The 12,939-nt window shown below is 75.3% G+C and carries 14 protein-coding genes; 7 read left to right on the forward strand and 7 right to left on the reverse strand.

The window, feature by feature from the left end:
* Positions 1-237 precede the first annotated feature (237 nt).
* Positions 238-813, forward strand: a complete 576-nt coding sequence (locus AB0G32_RS23550) for a chaplin family protein (protein WP_361166506.1) — start codon at positions 238-240, stop codon at positions 811-813.
* A gap of 577 nt (positions 814-1,390) precedes the next feature.
* Here AB0G32_RS23550 and AB0G32_RS23555 read toward each other — a convergent pair.
* Together AB0G32_RS23555 and AB0G32_RS23560 are read right to left on the reverse strand one after the other, a co-directional pair.
* Positions 1,391-1,654, reverse strand: coding sequence for a GlsB/YeaQ/YmgE family stress response membrane protein (locus AB0G32_RS23555; protein ID WP_361166509.1), 264 nt, complete (start codon positions 1,652-1,654; stop codon positions 1,391-1,393).
* Between the two features lie 141 nt (positions 1,655-1,795).
* Positions 1,796-2,245, reverse strand: coding sequence for an SPW repeat protein (locus AB0G32_RS23560; RefSeq protein ID WP_361166512.1), 450 nt, complete (start codon positions 2,243-2,245; stop codon positions 1,796-1,798).
* Between the two features lie 164 nt (positions 2,246-2,409).
* Between AB0G32_RS23560 and AB0G32_RS23565 the strand changes: the two genes are divergently transcribed.
* Positions 2,410-3,390: a MerR family transcriptional regulator gene (locus AB0G32_RS23565; RefSeq protein WP_361166515.1), complete on the forward strand. Its 981-nt coding sequence runs from the start codon at positions 2,410-2,412 to the stop codon at positions 3,388-3,390.
* Here the strand turns inward: AB0G32_RS23565 and AB0G32_RS23570 are convergent.
* Positions 3,365-4,738, reverse strand: a complete 1,374-nt coding sequence (locus AB0G32_RS23570) for a deoxyribodipyrimidine photo-lyase (protein ID WP_361166518.1) — start codon at positions 4,736-4,738, stop codon at positions 3,365-3,367. The genes AB0G32_RS23565 and AB0G32_RS23570 overlap by 26 nt on opposite strands.
* Before the next feature lie 220 nt (positions 4,739-4,958).
* Positions 4,959-6,524: an SDR family oxidoreductase gene (locus tag AB0G32_RS23575; protein ID WP_361166521.1), complete on the reverse strand. Its 1,566-nt coding sequence runs from the start codon at positions 6,522-6,524 to the stop codon at positions 4,959-4,961.
* Positions 6,525-6,704: 180 nt separating this feature from the next.
* On the opposite strand from AB0G32_RS23575, the gene AB0G32_RS23580 reads away from it, so the two are divergent.
* Complete coding sequence (locus AB0G32_RS23580) at positions 6,705-6,872, forward strand: hypothetical protein (RefSeq protein ID WP_361166524.1); 168 nt, start codon at positions 6,705-6,707, stop codon at positions 6,870-6,872.
* A gap of 61 nt (positions 6,873-6,933) precedes the next feature.
* On the opposite strand, the gene AB0G32_RS23585 is transcribed toward AB0G32_RS23580, so the two are convergent.
* A complete protein-coding gene (locus tag AB0G32_RS23585; RefSeq protein ID WP_361166527.1) occupies positions 6,934-7,992 on the reverse strand; it encodes an acyl-CoA dehydrogenase family protein in 1,059 nt (352 codons plus the stop codon).
* 173 nt (positions 7,993-8,165) lie between these two features.
* On the opposite strand from AB0G32_RS23585, the gene AB0G32_RS23590 reads away from it, so the two are divergent.
* The 4 genes from AB0G32_RS23590 (at position 8,166) to AB0G32_RS23605 (ending at position 11,547) form a co-directional block, all read left to right on the forward strand.
* Entirely contained in the window at positions 8,166-9,053 is an 888-nt protein-coding gene (locus tag AB0G32_RS23590; RefSeq protein WP_361166530.1) for a glycoside hydrolase family 19 protein, read from the forward strand.
* Positions 9,054-9,086: 33 nt separating this feature from the next.
* Positions 9,087-9,971, forward strand: a complete 885-nt coding sequence (locus AB0G32_RS23595; protein ID WP_361166533.1) for an aldo/keto reductase — start codon at positions 9,087-9,089, stop codon at positions 9,969-9,971.
* A gap of 71 nt (positions 9,972-10,042) precedes the next feature.
* The gene (locus AB0G32_RS23600; protein ID WP_361166536.1) at positions 10,043-10,465 is read left to right on the forward strand and encodes a VOC family protein; all 423 of its coding nucleotides are present in this window, start codon (positions 10,043-10,045) and stop codon (positions 10,463-10,465) included.
* The gene (locus AB0G32_RS23605; protein WP_361166539.1) at positions 10,462-11,547 is read left to right on the forward strand and encodes an adenosine deaminase; all 1,086 of its coding nucleotides are present in this window, start codon (positions 10,462-10,464) and stop codon (positions 11,545-11,547) included. Before AB0G32_RS23600 ends, AB0G32_RS23605 begins: the two co-directional genes overlap by 4 nt.
* Here the strand turns inward: AB0G32_RS23605 and AB0G32_RS23610 are convergent.
* Entirely contained in the window at positions 11,517-12,026 is a 510-nt protein-coding gene (locus tag AB0G32_RS23610; RefSeq protein ID WP_361166542.1) for a DinB family protein, read from the reverse strand. The genes AB0G32_RS23605 and AB0G32_RS23610 overlap by 31 nt on opposite strands.
* 25 nt (positions 12,027-12,051) lie before the next feature.
* On the reverse strand, positions 12,052-12,936 hold the full coding sequence (locus AB0G32_RS23615) for a LysR family transcriptional regulator (RefSeq protein ID WP_361166545.1): 885 nt from the start codon (positions 12,934-12,936) through the stop codon (positions 12,052-12,054).
* Between the last annotated feature and the right edge of the window lie 3 nt (positions 12,937-12,939).

A 12,939-nucleotide genomic window follows, 5' to 3' on the forward strand; every position in this document is an offset into this window, starting at 1 on the left:
TCCCGGGCGCCCCGTCGGGGACCGGAGAACGGCGCCCTCGATCACCATAGGCGGGCCGGTGCCGGGCCGCCTCCGGGCGGTGCGGGCGGCGGGCGGGGCCGCCCGGCCTGTTCGAGGCGAGGGTCACTCGACCGGGTGAAAGCCGGACGGGCCGCAACTCGGCTGGTCCGCCCGCGTTGCACCGGTGCGGGTGCGTGCCCGCGACCGTGTCGGAAAGGCAGGGAACCTGTGCCGAGGGTGGCCCGCATCGGTGTGCTCGCCGCCGTCTGCGGCGCGCTGGCCGTGCCGCTTCCGGCCTGCTCGGCCGCGGTGGCCGACGCGGCCGGCTCGCCGGGGCCGGTCCCCGGTGCCACCGTCCAGCTCCCGGTGGACGGCTGCGGGAACGGCGTGGGCGTGGCCGGGCTGCTCGCCCCCGTCACCGGGAGCACCTGCGCGGACGCCGCCGAGGGGAGCGGGCGGCACTCGCCGGGCGTGCTGTCCGGCGCCGGGGTGCGGCTGCCGGTCGAGGTCCCGGTCGACATCGGCGGCGACTCGGTGCACGTGGTGGGCATCGGTGGCCCGGCCGTGGGCAACGAGCCGGCGAACGGCTCCGGGGACCGCGCGGAGCCGCCGCGCCGCCCCGCGCCCTCGCCGCTGTCGACGCCACCGGTCCCGTCGGCCGCCGCGCGGGATCTCACCGACCCGCTGGCCCCCTCGGCCGCGCTCGCCCGCACCGGAGCCGACGGGACGGTACCCGCCTTCGCCGGCGGCACCGCGCTGGTTCTCGGAGCCGCGGCCCTGTTCCGGCGGTTCCGATCCGGCGCGGACGGCTGATTCGCGGGGGTGGTGCGGGTGTCCGGCCCGCGGGGGGGGGGATTCCCGGCGCGGGTGCCGGGCCGGGTGGGGCTGAGCTTCCCGCAGGGCCCGGCGGGGTTGGCCTTCCCACAGGGTCCGGTGGGGCTTGTCTTCCCGCAGGGCCCGGTGGGGCTGGCCTTTCCGCTAGGCCCGCAGGTGCTGGCCTTCCGGGCGGTCCGGGCGTCGTGTTTGCGTTCCGGCGGCGGGCGGCGGGCGGCGGGCGGCGGGCGGCGGGCGGCGGGCGGCGGGCGGCTGGTTCGCGGGGGTGGTGCGGGTGTCCGGCCTGCGTGGGGCGGGTTCCCCGGCGCGGGTGCCGGGCCCGGTGGGGCCGGCCTTCCCGCTGGGCCGGTTCCGTGGTGAGCGGTGGTCCGGGGCGCGGCGCGCGGCTGCCCTCGGTCGGTCCGGTGCCGCGCCCGGCTCAGGCACCGCTGGGGTGATCTCGCGGACGGCCCGGGTGCCGCGGCCCTCGGGGGTCAGCGGGTCTGTCCGCGCGCGACGGGCGGCGCACCGGGTCGTCTCCCGGTGTGCCGCCCGTCGGTGGGGGGTGCCGCAGCCGTCAGCGACGGGCCTTCGCCCGGTCCAGTGCCGCCACGCCGACCGCCGCCAGGGCTATCTGTATCAGCCACTCGATCCAGTCCGGACCGTCCGTCTCGGCCACGTCGAACGCGCCCGCCACCGCCGTGCCGATCAGCGCGGCCACGATGCCCACCAGAATCGTCCACAGGATGCCGATGCGCTGGCGGCCCGGGACCACGAGCCGTCCCAGCACACCGATGACGATTCCGATGATGATGGCACTGAAGATCCCGTCGATTCCCATCTCCGCCCCTTTCTGTCAACGTCCCCGCGAGGGGCGTATGCCCGCTGGTGGCGGGCGCACTCCCGCGCCGTTCGCGCCGGAGCGCGCGAGGGCCGGTCCGCGCGGTGCGGACCGGCCCCCGGGGGCGTCCTCCGGCAGGGCCTAGTGCCGGGAGGCCTTCGCCGCGGCCCCGGCACAGGCCATGCCGAGGATCAGGGCCAGAGCGCCGATGATGATGTTGTTCAAGATGACACCGGTGTCCGGACTCGACCCCACGATCCACGGCGAGATGATCATCCACACGCCGATGGCGCACATGGCCCAGCTGAGGCCGTACATGCGCTCCGGAGCCCGGGTGAAGCCCAGCGCCAGCAGCCCGATCGCGATGCCCACGACGAGGTTGTGGGCGACGAGCGAGGGCTGGCTCGACGTGAAGTGGAGGATCCAGGGGGACACGGCGCAGTACAGACCGAGCAGGAACACCGGCCCGTCCATGAGCGCCACGTCACGGCCGCCGAGCACGCGGTCGTACCGAGCCCGCATCTCCGGGGCGTCGGGGTGGCTCCCTATGTCGCTCCTGGTGTCGCCTCTGGTGTGCGAGACGTTGGCCATGGTCGTCTCCTTTGACTGGCAGGCCGTCCGCGTTCTGATGCGGTATGCGACGAATGCCGCAATACATCCATTCTGCTCCTTATCTCGCCCTTATGTGTAGCGGTGCGGGAGGCGGTTTCGCTAAGGCGTCCGTACGCGTCGGCCGCGCGCCGTATCGTCGGCGCATGGACGAGCCGACGACCCCGTCGCCGGGCGGCGCCGGCCTGACCACCGGTGCCCTGGCCCGGCGGCTGGGCGTGTCCCCCACCACGCTGCGCTCCTGGGACCGCAGATACGGCATCGGGCCCGCCGTCCGCGACGCGGGCCGCCACCGGCGCTTCTCGCCCGCGGATGTCCTGGTGCTGGAGGCGATGTGCCGGCTGACGGCGTCCGGGGTGCCGCCCGCTGAGGCCGCGCGGCTGGCCCGGCAGGGCACCCGGCCCGCACCGCCCGCCACCGGCGAGGGCCCGCCGCCCGGCCGCGACACCGGCCCGGCGTCCGCCGCCGGCCTGCGCCGCGAGTGCCGCGGGCTGTCCCGGGCCGCCGTCCGGCTGGACGCGCCGGCCGTGCAGGAACTGCTGGACCGGGCCGTGGCACGGCACGGGCTGACCGGCGCCTGGCAGGAGGTGATGGTGCCGGCCCTGCACGCGGTGGGACGGAAGTGGGAGACGTCCGGGGACCGCTACGTCGAGGTGGAGCACCTGCTGTCCTGGCACGTCTCCACCACGCTGCGCCGCCACACCCGCCCGCCGACGTGCGGCACCGACGCCCCCGTCGTCCTGGCCTGCGTCCCCGGCGAGGAGCACACGCTGCCCATCGAGGCGCTCAACGCCGCACTGAGTGAACGGCAGCTCGCCACCCGGATGTTCGGCGCCGCGGTCCCCGCCGAGGCGCTCACCGCCGCCGTGCGCCGGCTGGGGCCGGTCGCCGTGGTGCTGTGGGCCCAGGCCCGGTCCATGGCGACCACCGCGCTGGCCCGGCACGTCGCGGCCACCCGGTGGGGCGTGAGCGGCGCCCGGCGCCGGCCGCTGGTGATGCTGGCCGGACCGGGCTGGGCCGGACGGTCCGCGGCGGACACGGCCCGGCCGGCGACCCTGTCGGAGGCGCTGGACATGCTGTCGACCGCCGCCGGCGCGCCCCTCACTCCCGGCCGCGGGCCCGTCTGAACCGGGCAAGGCCCGCCGCGAGCTCGACGATCGGCGCCGGGTAGCCGAGCGCGGCCCGGTCCGCGGCCGGCAGCTTCCACGGCTCGTGCGCCGCCCGGCCGGGCATCCCCGCGAGTTCCGGCACCCAGCGCCGGACGTACGCGCCGTCCGGGTCGTACCGCAGGCCCTGGACGACCGGGTTCAGCACCCGGTGCGGGCGGGTGTCGGTGCCGGTCCCGGCCGTCCACTGCCAGTTGAGCTGGTTGTTGGCCACGTCCCCGTCGACGAGCAGGCCGAGGAAGTGGCGGGCGCCGACGCGCCAGTCGACGTAGAGCGTCTTGGTGAGGAAACCGGCGGTCAGCAGCCGGGCCCGGTTGTGCATCCAGCCCTCGTGGCGCAGTTGCCGCATTCCGGCGTCGACCACCGGGAAGCCCGTGCGGCCCGCCCGCCACGCCTCGGTGTCCGCGTCCGCGTCGGGGCCCGTACGCCAGTGGTCGTGCCGGGTGCGGTAGTCCTCGGCGGCCGCCGCCGGGCGCGCGGCCAGTACCTGCCGGTGGAAGTCGCGCCAGGCGAGCTGCCGTACGAAGGACTCGGCGCCGGGGCCGCCCGCCCGCCGGGCGCGGTGCACGACCTCGACGGGGGAGAGGGTGCCGAAGTGCAGGTGCGGCGAGAGCCGGGAGGTGGCGTCGCCGGCCAGGTCGTCGTGCCGGTCCGCGTAGTGCGCGACCGGGGCGCGCAGCCAGGCCGCCAGCCGTTCGCGGCCCTCCGTCTCGCCGCCCCGGGCCAGTCCAGGCGACAGGTCCGGGAGGCCGGGCCGGGCGGGCAGCGGCGCGGAGCGGACGCCGTCCGGCACCCGGACGGCGCGGGGCGCGGCGCGGACGGCCCGCGGCGGCAGCCGGGACCACTGCCGGAAGTAGGGGGTGAACACGGCGTAGTGGTCGGAGGCGGCGGGGGTCACCGCGCCGGGCGGCACGACGGTGGTCACCGTCTCGTGCACGTGCAGCCGTCGGCCGGCGGCCTCCAGCGCGCACCGGAGCCGCTCCTCACGGGCCCGGGCGTAGGCGCTGACGTCGGCCGCCATGTGCACCTCGTCGGCGTCCGCCTCGGTGGCCACCCGGCAGACCTGCTCGACGACGTCGCCGGTGCGGACGACGAGCCGGCCGCCGCGGGCGCGCAGGCCCGCGTCCAGGTCCCGCAGGCAGTCGGCGAGGAACGCCAGGCGGTTGGGTACGGCGAACCCGGCCCGGTCCACCGCCGGGTCCCGGACGAACAGCGGAACGACGTACCCGCGGCCCTCGCTCGCGGCCCGCAGCGGTGGATGGTCGTGCAGCCGCAGGTCGGCGGTGAACAGGACGACCGAGACGTGCATGCGCGGACTCCTGGGTGGGGGAGAGGTGCCACCGGGTTGCTTCCGGTCCGGCCGGGCGGGCGGATGCGGGAGACCCGCGGCCGGCCGGAGGAAGGGGGCGGTGGAAAGGGGGCGGTGGAAAGGGGTCGGTAGAACGGGGACGGTGGAAGGGGGGCGGTGGAACGAGGTCAGAGGAACGGGGTCGGTGGAGCGAGGTCGGAGGAACGGGGCCGGGACGGGCTCAGGTGATCGTCGGGGGCCGGTCACCGGCCGCCGGGAGGGGACCGGCCGGAGTGTGCGGGGCGCGGTCCGGGGACGCCGTCGCCGCCGCGCGGGCGATGTTGCGGGCCATGCCGCCGAAGACCACGGCGTGGAAGGGCGACACGCTCCACCAGTACAGGTGGCCGAGCAGCCCGTGCGGGTGGAACAGGGCGCGCTGCCGGTACCGGGTGCGGCCGGCGGCGTCCGTCTCGGCGTACATCTCCAGCCAGGCCAGACCCGGCAGCCGCATCTCCGCGCGCAGCCGCAGCAGATGGCCCGGCTCGATCTCCTCGACCCGCCAGAAGTCCAGCGAGTCGCCGGCCCGCAGATGGGCCGCGTCCCGCCGCCCCCGGTTCAGTCCGACCCCGCCGGCCAGCCGGTCCAGCCAGCCGCGCACGGCCCAGGCGAGCGGGAAGGAGTACCAGCCGTTGTCCCCGCCGATGCTCTCGATGACCCGCCACAGTGTCTCGCGCGAGGCGTCGACCCGGCGGGCGCGGCGGTCCGTGTACAGGCTGCCGCCCGCCCAGTCGGGGTCGGTGGGCAGCGGGTCGCTGGGCGCGCCGGGCACCGAGGCGTTCGACCAGCGGGTGGCCACCCGTGCCTCCTGGACCCGCCGCAGGGCCAGCCGTACCGCCTCGTCGAAACCGATCAGGGACCCGGGTGGATCGGGCACGTACCGTGCGATGTCGTGCTCCTGGCAGACCACCTCGTGGCGCAGCGACTCGGTGAGCGGCTTGGCGATGGCGGCCGGCACCGGGGTCACCAGGCCCACCCAGTAGCCGGACAGCCGCGGGGTCAGGACCGGGACCGGCACCACGAACCGGTGCGGCAGGCCGGCGACGGCCGCGTACCGGTCCATCATCTGCCGGTAGGTCAGCATGTCCGGTCCGCCGATGTCGAAGGCGCGGCTGACGTCGTCCGGCATCCGCGCGCTGCCCACCAGGGTGCGCAGCACGTCCCGGATCGCGATCGGCTGGATGCGGGTGTGCACCCAGTTCGGCGTCACCATCACCGGCAGCCGCTCGGTGAGGTAGCGCAGCATCTCGAACGAGGCGGAGCCGGAGCCGATGATCACGGCGGCCCGCAGCACCGTGGCCGGCACCCCGGAGGCCAGCAGGATGCGGCCGACCTCGGCCCGTGACCGCAGGTGCGGGGAGAGCGACCGCTCGGGTACGCCCGCCGGGGTGAGTCCGCCCAGGTACACGATGCGCCGCACCCCGGCGGCCCGGGCCACCTCGCCGAAGAGCCGGGCGGCCCGGCGGTCGGTGTCCTCGAAACCGTCCCCGGTGCCCAGGGAGTGCACCAGGTAGTAGGCGACCTCCACGTCCCGCAGCGCGGCGGTGAGCGAGGCCCGGTCCGTGACGTCCCCGCGCGCCACCTCCACGCGGTCCGCCCACGGCTGGTCGCGCAGCTTGCCGGGGGAGCGGGCCAGGCAGCGCACCCGGTGGCCGGCGGCGAGCAGTTCCGGCACGAGCCGGCCGCCGATGTATCCCGTGGCGCCGGTCACCAGGCAGCGCGGCCCGGTCCCGGTGTCGTCGTCGCGCATCGTGCTCGGCCCTCCGGATCGGCGGCCCCCCTGTCGCCCTCCATGTGATCACCTCCGCGCACGGGCCTCCACCGGATGCGCCGCTGCGGGGGTATGCGTGGGGCGAACGGGGGCAGGCGGAAGGTGTCCCGGCCGGAATCACCGGCCGCCGGTCGTCGGCTCTCGGAGGTGTCTGCCGCTATGGGCGCGAAGGTGTTGGAGCGATTTCCGGCGGGGGCGCCGCGCGGTTCGTGGCCGGCGGAGGAGTTCGCCGCCGCCCGCCGGGCCCAGGGCGAGCCCGCCACGGTGGTCATGGACCTGAAGTCGGACGCGTTCCTCGTCGTCGTCCCGGCGTCCGACGACGACTGACCGGCGGCCCGCGCCCCGGCTGCCGGGCGTCGCGCCGCCGCGGAGATCCGGCAGGAATCCCCTAACCGCCCAGTGCCGCCAGATGGGTCCGCCGCACGGCCGCCGTCTGGCCCTGGACCAGCAGGAACATGCCCTCCCGGGCGAGCCGCTGCGCGGTGCCGTCCAGGCTCATCGCCCGGCCGCCGCCGGCCACCACCGCCGCGGTCGTGGCCGCGCGCATCAGGTCGTACGCGCGGGTGCGCAGGGCGAGGCGTTCCGCGACGTGTTCGCGCGGTGCGGGGTGGTCGGCCAACGCGTAGGCGCTGCGGCGCAGTTCGGCGAGGCGGGCGCGCAGCGCCGCCGCGGTGTCACCGGCGTCGGGGGCGGCCGCCAGGAGGCTCAGCGCGGCGGACGTGACCCCGAACACCGCCGGCGAGGTGTTGGCGCTGCGCGCCCCGTCGGCCCGGGCGAACTCCTCCTGGGGCGTGCACCGCAGCAGGGCGTCGCCCGGCAGCCACAGGCCGTCCAGCTCCAGGGAGACCGTGCGCGCGGCCGTCAGCGCCGCGAGCCGCATCGGCGCTGACGCCCGCAGCCCCGGCTGCTCGCGGGCGTCGGCGAACGCGAACACCACCTCGGCGTCCCGTGTCACCCCCGCGAGCAGCATGACGTCGTTCAGCCCCCACCCCGTGTACCAGGGCACCGTGCCGTCGAAGCGCCAGCCGCCCCGCTCGGCGGTGACCCGCACCGGCACCCGCGGGAAGGCGCGTACGTGCGCGAAGGCGATGCCCGCCAGGGACGCGCCCGTGGCCAGCGCGGGCAGCAGCCGGTCCCGCGCCGGCAGTCCCGGCTCGGCCCCGGCGAGCATCCGGACCGGTGTGTGGTGCTGGGTCTGCACGAACCAGGTGGAGCAGCACGCCCCGGCCAGGATCTCCGCCGTCTCGCGCGCCACCGGGTCCGGGGCGCCCGCCCCGCCGTACTCCTCCGGGGCGCTCACCCCGAGCAGTCCCGCGCGGCGGACGGCCTCGAGGTGACCGGCCGGCACACCCTGCTGGTCGACCCGGGCGGCGGACGGGACGAGCAGGTCGTCCGCGAGCCGCCGGGCCCGGGTGACGAGCGGGTGCGGGGCGGTGAGTGCGGTCATGGGCCCATTGTGGCCCGCTCCGCCGGGGTCAAAGCCGGCGTCGGAGTCCGACTGGTCTACACCCTTGACTGGTACATACCAATGCGGTTGAGTGTGCTCACCCACCCCCCACCACGGCCGTTCCGCTCCGGCCCCACCCGTGAACGGCCGTGCTCCGACAAGGAGTTGATCCCATGTCGAGACGTCGTATCTCCGCGGCCGTGGCCGTCCTCGCGCTGGCCGGCGCCGTGCCCGCGCTGATGCCGGCCACCCCCGCGAGTGCCGCCGCCTGTTCCAGCTACCCGAGCTGGGTGGCGGGCAAGTCCTACGCCGCCGGCGCCATCGTCCGCTACACCGACGGCAAGGCGTACATCGCCGAGTACGCCAACCCGGGCTACGACCCCACCATCAGCACCTGGTACTGGGAGCCGTACGGCTGCGACAGCGGCTCCACACCGGTCGGCAACTTCGTGGTCACCGAGGCCCAGTTCAACACGATGTTCCCGAGCCGGAACGGCTTCTACACCTACAGCGGCCTCACCGCCGCGCTCTCCGCCTACCCCGGCTTCGCCACCACCGGCAGCGACACCGTCAAGAAGCAGGAGGCCGCCGCCTTCCTCGCCAACGTCAGCCACGAGACCGGCGGGCTGGTGTACGTCGTCGAGCAGAACACCGCCAACTACTCGCACTACTGCGACTGGAGCCAGTCCTACGGCTGCCCGGCCGGCCAGTCCGCCTACTACGGGCGCGGTCCGATCCAGCTCAGCTGGAACTTCAACTACAAGGCGGCGGGCGACGCGCTCGGCATCGACCTGCTGAACAACCCCTCGCTGGTGCAGAACGACGCCGCCGTGGCCTGGAAGACCGGCCTGTGGTACTGGAACACCCAGAACGGTCCCGGCACCATGACCGCGCACAACGCCATGGTCAACGGCGCCGGCTTCGGCCAGACCATCCGTTCCATCAACGGGTCCCTGGAGTGCGACGGGGGCAATGCCGCGCAGGTGCAGAGCCGGGTGACGACGTACCAGCGGTTCGCGCAGATCCTCGGCGTCGACCCGGGCGGCAACCTGTACTGCTGACCCGCCCCGCCGGGCGTGTGCGAAACTCCGCCGATGACCACGGAAACGATCACCGCGCACGCGGCCGGCACCTGGACCCTCGGCGACCTGCCCGTCCGCCGCGTCGGCCTCGGCGCTATGCGGCTGACGGGCAGCGCCGCCTTCCACCTCGGCACCCCGGCCGACCGGGACCGCTCGCTCGCCGTACTGCGCCGGGCGGTCGAACTCGGCGTCAACCACATCGACACCGCCGCCTTCTACTTCTCCGCCCTGCGCTCCGCCAACGAACTGATCAGCCGCGCGCTGGCGCCCTACCCCGACGACCTGGTGATCGCGGCCAAGGTCGGCCCGTACCGCGACTGGTCCGGCGCGTGGGGCACCGCCGCCCGCCCCGAGGACCTGCGCGGACACGTCGAGGAGAATCTGCGCCAGCTCGGCCGCGACCACCTCGACGTCGTCTACCTGCGCCGCATGCGCCAGGACTCGATCGCCGAGCACTTCGGCGCCCTCGCCGAACTGCGCGAGGCCGGCCTGATCCGCCACCTTGGGCTCTCCGCCGTCGAGCCCCGCCACCTCGCCGAGGCGCAGGCCATCGCCCCGGTGGTCAGCGTCCAGAACCGCTACGGGCTCGGCTTCCACGACCCGGCCACCGACGAACTGCTGCGCCGGTGCCGCGCCCAGGGCATCGCCTTCGTGCCGTTCTACGCCGTCGCCGGCCAGGCCGGACCCGAGCGGGCCGCCGCCGACCACGACGCCGGCGTGCGCGCGGTCGCCGCGGCGCACGGCGCGAGCCCCGCCCAGGTCCGGATCGCCTGGACCCTGCACCAGGGCCCGCACCTGCTCGCCATTCCCGGCACCGGCGACCCCGCCCACCTGACCGAGAACGTGGCCGCGGGCGCCCTCCGGCTGACCGAGGCGGACCTGACCCTGCTCGGCTGAGCGGATGGCAGTTTTACGTATAACTTCCATCCGTACTAACCTCTCCCGTCATCCCCGCCCGAGAGGTCCCGATGTCCCGCATCGCCCTGGTCACCCTCGTCGTCGACGACTACGACGCCGCCGTCCGCTTCTACACCGGCGCCCTCGGCTTCCGCCTCGCCGAGGACGCGCCCCGGCCCGACGGCTCCCGCTGGGTCGTCGTCGAGCCCGGCCCGGGAACCGGCGGCACCGCGCTGCTGCTGGCCCGCGCCAAGGGCGAGCCGCAGCGGGCCCGGATCGGCGACCAGACCGGCGGCCGGGTCGGCTTCTTCCTGCACACCGACGACTTCGCCCGCGACCACGCCCGGATGACGGCGGCCGGCGTGACCTTCCTGGAGCAGCCCCGGTACGAGCCCTACGGCACGGTCGCGGTCTTCCAGGACCTGTACGGCAACCGCTGGGACCTGCTCCAGCCCACCACCCCCACCACCCCTACCGAGGACACCGACGCATGACCGCGCTCGACACCGACACGCTCCGCCGGCTGCCCAAGGCCGTGCTGCACGACCATCTCGACGGCGGGCTGCGGCCCGCCACCGTCGTGGAGCTGGCCCGGGAGGCCGGCCACACGCTGCCCGACACCGATCCCGACGGGCTGGCCGCCTGGTTCCGCGAAGCCGCCGGCTCCGGTGACCTGGTGCGCTACATAGCCACCTTCGAGCACACCCTCGCCGTGCTCCAGACCCGCGAGGCCCTGCTGCGGGCCGCCGAGGAGTACGTCCTCGACCTGGCCGCGGACGGCGTGGTCTACGGCGAGGTGCGCTACGCGCCCGAGCTGATGCTGACCGGCGGGCTGGCCCTGCCCGAGGTGGTCGAGGCCGTGCAGGAGGGGCTGGCCGCGGGCATGGCGAAGGCCGCGGCGGCCGGTACGCCCGTCCGGGTGGGCACCCTGCTGTGCGGGATGCGGATGTTCGACCGGGTCCGCGAGGCCGCCGACCTCGCGGTCGCCTTCCGGGACGCCGGGGTGGTCGGCTTCGACATCGCCGGCGCCGAGGACGGCTTCCCGCCCGCCGACCACCTCGCCGCCTTCGCCCATCTGCGGCGCGAGAACGTGCCGTTCACCATCCACGCCGGGGAGGCGTACGGCCTGCCCAGCATCCACCAGGCGGTCCAGGTGTGCGGCGCCCAGCGCATCGGGCACGGGGTGCGTCTCACCGACGACATCCCCGACCTCGTGGGCGGCAAGCTCGGCCGGCTGGCCGGCTGGGTGCGGGACCGCCGGATCGCCCTGGAGATGTGCCCCACCTCCAACCTCCAGACCGGTGCCGCGGCCTCCATCGCCGGCCACCCCATCACCGCCCTGAAGGACCTCGGCTTCCGGGTCACCCTCAACACCGACAACCGGCTGGTCTCGGGCACCACGATGACCCGGGAGATGGCCCTGCTCGTCGAGCAGGCCGGCTGGGGCCTCGAGGACCTGCGCACGGTCACGGTGAACGCGGTCAAGAGCGCGTTCATCCCGTTCGACGAGCGCCGGGCCCTCATCGAGGACGTCGTCCTGCCGGGCTACGCGCTCTGCAGCAGCCCGCGCGCGTAGGCGGCCTGCCCCACGTGCTGGAGGTCGTCGGACAGCACACTGACCAGCCGCACGGCCAGGGTGACCGGCGGGTCCCAGTTCTCGTCGACCACCCGCTCCAGGTCCTGGGCGGTCAGCGAGCGCAGCGCGCCCAGCGTCTGCTCGTGCACGGCGTCGTAGTAGCCGGTCAGCAGGTCCGCCGAGCCGACCCGCACCTTCGCGACCTGCGCGGGGCGGTGGCCGTACCCGGTGTCCCGGGCGGGCAGGCCGAGTCCGAAGCGCCGCTCCCAGTCCTGGGCCAGCCACACCTGGTCCAGGCCGAAGGCGTCCGCGATGTGGTCGTCCTGGACCCGGGTCAGATGCCAGAGCAGCCAGCCGATGGAGTTGGCGTCGGGGGAGGGGCGGGCGGCCAGGTCGTCGGGGCCGAGGCCGTCGGCGGCGGCGTGGAACTCTTCCCGGATACGGCCGTAGCCCTCGATGAGGATGTCCTTCGCATGCATACGTCCACCATGGCGCACCGGCCGGTCAGGCGCTCGCCGTTTCCAGCAGCGCCATCAGCGCCCGGGCCGCCGGACTGGTGGCCTGCGGGGGCGGCAGCAGCGCCACGGTCTCGTACAGCACCTCGTCGCACTCCTTGAGCGGCAGCGAGGTCAGCGAGGCCCGCTTGTGCCGGAAGTGCCGCGGGACGACGGCGACGCCGAGGTTCTCGTCGATCAGGTCGAGCAGGCCGTGCACGTCGTTGACCTCCAGCGCCACCGTGCGCCGGACGCCCGCCGCGGCGAACGCGGTGTCGGTGACCCGGCGCGGCCCCCAGTCCGGGTGGAAGTCGACGAAGACCTCGTCGGCCAGGTCGCGGGGGGCCAGTACCGCGCCGCGCTCGGCGAGGCGGTGGCCCGGGTGGCACAGCACGGTCATCGGCTCGCTGCTCAGCGACACCGAGCGCAGCCGGTCGGTGTCCGGCTGGATCCGGTAGGCGAAGGCCAGGTCGAGCCGGCCCGCCGCGACCTCCTCGGCCAGTTCGCCGGAGCCCGCCTGCCGCAGCCGGATCTCCACGTCCGGATGGCGGCGGCGGAAGCCGGCCAGCAGCCCGGCCACCGGCACCCCGGCGATGCACTGCTCGGTGCCCACCGACAGCGTGCCGCGCAGCACGCCCTGCACCGCCGCGACCGCCTCGTGCGCCGCCCGCACCTGCGCCAGGACGCGCTGCGCCTCACCGAGCAGCGCCCGCCCGGCCTCGGTCAGCGTCACCCGGCGGGTGGTCCGCACGAACAGCGGCGCGCGCAGCTCCCGTTCCAGCGCCCGGATGGACGCCGACAGGCCGGACTGCGAGACGACCAGGCGTTCCGCCGCCCGGGTGAAGTGCTGGTCCTCGGCGACCGCGACGAAGTGCTGGAGATGGCGAAGTTCCACGAC

The sequence above is a fragment of the Streptomyces sp. NPDC023723 genome (genome assembly GCF_040639815.1).
Taxonomy (GTDB): Bacteria; Actinomycetota; Actinomycetes; order Streptomycetales; family Streptomycetaceae; genus Streptomyces.

Coding starts and splice junctions, on each gene's coding strand:
- AB0G32_RS23595 (WP_361166533.1), top strand. CDS start 9,087: ATGACCACGGAAACGATCACCGCGCACGCGGCCGGCACCTGGACCCTC.
- AB0G32_RS23600 (WP_361166536.1), top strand. CDS start 10,043: ATGTCCCGCATCGCCCTGGTCACCCTCGTCGTCGACGACTACGACGCC.
- AB0G32_RS23580 (WP_361166524.1), top strand. CDS start 6,705: ATGGGCGCGAAGGTGTTGGAGCGATTTCCGGCGGGGGCGCCGCGCGGT.
- AB0G32_RS23605 (WP_361166539.1), top strand. CDS start 10,462: ATGACCGCGCTCGACACCGACACGCTCCGCCGGCTGCCCAAGGCCGTG.
- AB0G32_RS23590 (WP_361166530.1), top strand. CDS start 8,166: ATGTCGAGACGTCGTATCTCCGCGGCCGTGGCCGTCCTCGCGCTGGCC.
- AB0G32_RS23575 (WP_361166521.1), bottom strand. CDS start 6,524: ATGCGCGACGACGACACCGGGACCGGGCCGCGCTGCCTGGTGACCGGC.
- AB0G32_RS23570 (WP_361166518.1), bottom strand. CDS start 4,738: ATGCACGTCTCGGTCGTCCTGTTCACCGCCGACCTGCGGCTGCACGAC.
- AB0G32_RS23565 (WP_361166515.1), top strand. CDS start 2,410: ATGGACGAGCCGACGACCCCGTCGCCGGGCGGCGCCGGCCTGACCACC.
- AB0G32_RS23555 (WP_361166509.1), bottom strand. CDS start 1,654: ATGGGAATCGACGGGATCTTCAGTGCCATCATCATCGGAATCGTCATC.
- AB0G32_RS23560 (WP_361166512.1), bottom strand. CDS start 2,245: ATGGCCAACGTCTCGCACACCAGAGGCGACACCAGGAGCGACATAGGG.
- AB0G32_RS23585 (WP_361166527.1), bottom strand. CDS start 7,992: ATGACCGCACTCACCGCCCCGCACCCGCTCGTCACCCGGGCCCGGCGG.
- AB0G32_RS23610 (WP_361166542.1), bottom strand. CDS start 12,026: ATGCATGCGAAGGACATCCTCATCGAGGGCTACGGCCGTATCCGGGAA.